This window comes from Tolypothrix sp. VBCCA 56010, assembly GCF_050875635.1.
GTDB lineage: Bacteria > Cyanobacteriota > Cyanobacteriia > Cyanobacteriales > Nostocaceae > Hassallia.
The window spans coordinates 1-3270 of sequence record NZ_JBPAOH010000302.1 but is presented as its reverse complement, the minus strand read 5'-3'; the positions used below and the strand labels follow the sequence as shown (position 1 = coordinate 3270).

Annotated in this window: 2 protein-coding genes, 4 tRNA genes and 1 pseudogene; all 7 read right to left on the bottom strand. The window is 40.7% G+C overall.

Translation table 11 applies throughout. The annotated features are described in order from the left end of the window. Positions 1-97: 97 nt before the first annotated feature. Positions 98-529 (bottom strand): annotated as a pseudogene (locus AABK37_RS40920) (general stress protein); the annotation flags it as partial. Positions 530-656: 127 nt separating this feature from the next. Continuing rightward, a complete protein-coding gene (locus AABK37_RS40915; RefSeq protein ID WP_432557099.1) occupies positions 657-1199 on the bottom strand; it encodes a Dps family protein in 543 nt (180 codons plus the stop codon). Positions 1200-1527: 328 nt separating this feature from the next. Then, positions 1528-1890 (bottom strand): hypothetical protein, encoded by a 363-nt coding sequence (locus tag AABK37_RS40910; RefSeq protein WP_432557098.1) that lies wholly within the window; start codon positions 1888-1890, stop codon positions 1528-1530. A gap of 619 nt (positions 1891-2509) precedes the next feature. Continuing rightward, positions 2510-2581 (bottom strand) — tRNA-Lys (locus tag AABK37_RS40905). 5 nt (positions 2582-2586) lie between these two features. After that, positions 2587-2660: transfer RNA gene (locus AABK37_RS40900), tRNA-Lys, on the bottom strand. A 96-nt stretch (positions 2661-2756) separates the two neighbouring features. Beyond that, a tRNA-Arg gene (locus AABK37_RS40895) sits at positions 2757-2829 on the bottom strand. Between the two features lie 270 nt (positions 2830-3099). Continuing rightward, positions 3100-3173: transfer RNA gene (locus AABK37_RS40890), tRNA-Ala, on the bottom strand. Positions 3174-3270: the final 97 nt, after the last annotated feature.

Here is a 3270-nt window from a genome sequence, read left to right as displayed (position 1 = left end):
ATCGCTAACCAAAAAACACGTTAAAAACTAGATTGCGCCTAAAGGCGCTACGCATTCATCCCACGGCTAAAAGCCGATGGGCTTTCTGCTTTCAATTTTGTAACCGAGTTTGATAAATAGCGGCTTTATCTTCTGGCATACCCAATGTGGTGAGAACCGACACCAAACCGGCACCCGCGCTTCCGGCGATCGCACCACTAGCTGCTCCTAACAACACTGCACCAATCGGACCTGCTGCCACAATCGGACCGACAAAAGGAATAAATAATACACCTACACCAGAAAGTAAGCTGAGGAAGGAACCAAACAAAGAACCAAAAATTGCCCCCGTTCTCAAACCTCCTAAAATCACATCCCTTTTACTGATGAAACCAGCAATTCGAGTTTCCGATTGAAAGTTTCTGCCCATCACCGAGATATGATCTCTTGACACACCCCGGTCTATTAAACGCCGAATAACATCATCAATTTGTTTTTGCTCTTTAAAAACAGCAGAAATAGTACGTTCTGCCTTATATGCTTCAGTCATTTTGATGCACCTTATATCTTGCTTTTGTATTAATAAAACTGAGAATGCAGATGCGGGAATATTTTCTCTTCCACGCATCTGCCATCTTCTAATCAGACATTATCGATTACGCTATATCTACTTGCGCTTACACACCTACAGGTGTTTTGATTCCACCAGATGCTTGCTGACTACCATCTGATTGCAGTGATTCCCCTTCGATAAACGAGCGCAGCATCCAAGCCATTTCTTCATGTCCTTCCATCAATCCAGTCAAGAAGTCAGCAGTTCCCTCATCATGGAACTTTTCGCTAGACTGATCGACATGCTCGCGTAAATTGCGAATGATCTGCTCGTGATCGTTCACCAATAGAGCCACCATCTCAGTTGCTAAGGGAATGTTATTAGGCTGCTCTTTGAGTGAAGCAACCTTGAGAAATCCTTCCATAGTCCCAACTGGATAACCACCCAAAGCACGAACCCGTTCGGCTACTGAATCGATAGTTTCAGTTAATGCTGTGTATTGTTCTTCCCAAAGCAGGTGCAGACTGCGGAACTGAGGTCCAACCACATCCCAGTGAAACTTCTTCGTTTTCACTAAGAGTAAATAGGCATCTGCCAAATCTTGATTCAACAGGTTAATTACACCTTGACGCTGTTCTTCTGTCAAACCAATGTTTAACTTACGCATAATTTTCAATCTCTAGGCTAACTCTCTTTCTAGGTTCACCAATTTCCCCCCAAGCAACATCAACCTAAGGAAGTATTATCACCAAATAGATTCTAAAGGAATAATTATATATTTGTAAATAATTTAACACTTCGTAAATACTGATAATTATTTATTGAAAAATAATTGCTTGTCATCACTTAAAGTAACTTAATACACAAACTAAATTTTCCTAGAGCAAATAATAATAGACACCTTGACTACATTCAGCAATCAAGATGTCTACAATGGAAAACACCAAAACCTACTTTCAGCAAAGATGTTCAGATTGTGAAGGATCTAAGCCTACTTAGTCTTTACCTTTCACCTTATGCAGAATATTATTAATTTTATCTTCCACAGTTGTAGCATTTTGTGAATTCTCAGGACGATTCATTTTGTCAATGTCAGCGGTTCCCTGAATCTCGTTAAGTCCTCCGCCGCTTGTATTTTTTTGATACACACCGAGTCCGGGAGGCTCTTGTGTAGATAATTCATCAGTTTTGCGCTGAATTTGATTTAGCTGCTGTGTAGCTTCTGTTGGGTCGCTTTTAGTAGTACCGATCGCCAAAGCCGGAAAAGCATTAGTTAAAAGTAGTAAGGCACAGGTAAAAGCAACAACTAGAAAACGCACAGGACGTACTAGAGACGAAACAAAACCAATTATTTTCATTTTAAATCCTCGATAACAGCACTAAAGCAGAACTTTTAATATTATAGAGAAGCCTGTACCTATAGCTTATCAATTTGAGCAATCAAATTATCAAGCTGTACTTCTATCTTTACGTTCTTGCTCTACAAACCTTGTGAAGAGGGGGGCTGTATGTTCCGCATCGGCTAGGTAAGGAGAAACAAGCAAATCAACCGTGACTTTTTTATAAAAGTATTGCGGGTCACATAATAGATTCTTCTTTCAAGGTTCGCTTATTTTTTTATACTTCTAGAACCCTAACACTTGAATCGACCCCTAGACTGAAATTTTATTTGTTTATATTCGCAACAGAATCACTCTCTGGATAGATAAACTTAATCCTCTTTTAGTCTGTTTATTATACTTGTAGATTATCTTAAGTTTAATTGATTAATTACTTAATTTATTTATAGTCATAAAGTAATTAATTGTCAACTACCTAACAGATATTTAAGAGATGTAATTAAGCGATCGCATCTTTATCATTTTTCGTTTAGAGACAGATAATTTAATTGTAACCATCAGAAAAATTTTAGTTAAAGTATTTTCTCTAATCTAGAATTTAATACCAAAAATCAAATTAAATTCTCTTAATTAAAAATGGGTGGTATAGGAGTCGAACCTATTTGATGCTGGTTAAAAGCCAGCTGCACAGCCGTTATGCCAACCACCCATAAATGGGGATAGTAGGATTTGAACCTACGACCTTGAGATTAAGAGTCACCTGCTCTAACCAACTGAGCTATATCCCCATAAAGACGTTTGTCTATTTAGCCCCTTGCCCAGGAGTTGAACCTGGCTACTCGTCTTTAGGAGAGACAAATTTGCATCCGGCAGACAAGGGATAACGGGATCGGAGGGACTTGAACCCCCAATTATTCGGGTAGAAGCCGAAAGCCTTATCCATTAGACGACGATCCCAAATCCACCTGAGAGGTACGCTCTGGCTTAACTCTGTGTTATCAGCACAGCGCCTCGCTTCTCGGCTTCAGGTGGATAAAGGAAGATGGAGGAATCGAACCCCTACAGTTGCCTGTACCCTGGTTTTCGCTTTGCAGTCGCCGACCATTCAGCGGCATCTTCCTTAAGGGTGCCTGACGGGACTTGTTCGCGAAGCGTTCTCGAAGAGTACCCGCTATAACTAGTTCCACAAACTAGCGCCGCAACCACTTTGGCTTCAGACACCATCAGTGGAATCAAGGAGAATCGAACTCCTAACCTCCTGCTTGCAAGGCAGGCGCTCTAGCCAATTGAGCTATGACCCCATAAAATTAATAACCCAAGTTGCGGGTTATGGAATACAAATTTACTACTGAATGCGATCGCGCACTTCAAAGTGGTGGAAGCGCGACGCGCTTCCAC